Here is a 1,416-nt window from a genome sequence, read left to right on the forward strand (position 1 = left end):
TGCTCAACCCGCTATACGGGAATCTAGAGCGCACAATGAGTTCTTGGCTAAAACAGTTGAGTGTCTCGATGCCTTTGTAAGCGGCGATCTGCAAGACTGGAGCGCGCTGCAGAAAAGTGTTCAGTCTGGGGCGCAACTTTTGGCTGATGGTCCGGCAGAGCATGCTGATCAGTTTTTACGCCTGACCGAAGCGCTAGAGCATATGCTGCGCGACCAAATCATGAAATCTCGTTCGAAGGCAAAAGCTGAGGAAGATGATGCTTTTGACCAAGAGGTTCTGGAGATGTTTGCGGAGGAGGCTCAGGAACTGATTGAGTCTCTAGAAACTAATTTAGCAGACTGGGCTGAAGCACCTCAAGATCAGCATTTCAATCAGGAACTGCAAAGAGCTCTGCATACCCTAAAGGGCGGTGCTCGATTAGCAAGTTTAGATGCATTGGCTGATGCGAGCCATAATTTTGAGTCCCGCCTGATTAAAGGATTTGAAAGCAATGAATCTTATGACGGTTCGCTAAAAGAAGCGGCTCTTGCCGCACAAGATCAACTGCATACATTGATCAAAGAGTTTCTTGGGAATGCCGAAGATACGTCGGATAGTTCCGGTCCAGAGGAAAGCCAGCATGCTCAAGAAGCGCCCGCTCCGGCCCCTGAAAAGCAAGATCCAAACGCGCTCACACAATTAGGCCAAGGCAAAAGCACGAAAACAGAGAAACACACCACTCAACGCGCGGGTGCGCAGGAAACAGTTCGTGTTGGTGCTTTACTTATTGATGACCTCGTTAATCTTGCTGGCGAGACGAGTATATCGCGTGGTCGCTTAGAGCAGCAGATTAGTGATTTTGGATTCACGCTCGAAGAAATGAACGCCACGATCGAGCGTCTTCGAGAACAGCTTCGAAGAATGGAAATTGAAACTGAGGCTCAGGTGCTTTATCGCGCAGAGCAAGAAGGCATCACGGTTTCAGAATATGAGGAATTTGACCCTCTAGAGATGGACCGTTACTCGTCTATTCAGCAATTATCTCGTTCACTTTCTGAAAGTGCCACCGACCTAACCGAGCTTCGTGAAACTCTGTCAAACAGGGCTCGTGATGCTGAAACCTTATTGCTTCAACAATCTCGAATTAACTCTGAGTTACAAGAAGGCTTGATGAAAACTCGGATGATACCGTTTTCATCAATGGTTCCGCGATTAAGACGTATTGTACGTCAGATTAGTGGCGAGCTAGATAAAGCTGTTGAATTCGAGGTACATAATGCTGGTGGTGAAATGGATCGTTCTGTTTTGGAACGAATGATTGCACCATTAGAACACATGCTTCGAAACGCCTTGGATCATGGTATTGAGTCAAAGCAGGCGCGAGCGAAGGTTGGAAAAACCGAAACTGGATCGATCGATTTATCTGTTAATCGTGA

General features: G+C 47.2%; 1 protein-coding gene. It reads left to right on the forward strand.

Translation table 11 applies throughout. The annotated features are described in order from the left end of the window. Positions 1-43: 43 nt before the first annotated feature. A partial coding sequence (locus A3750_RS14260) for an Hpt domain-containing protein (RefSeq protein ID WP_197475043.1) occupies positions 44-1,416 on the forward strand: 1,373 nt, incomplete at its 3' end.

The organism is Oleiphilus sp. HI0079 (genome assembly GCF_001635105.1).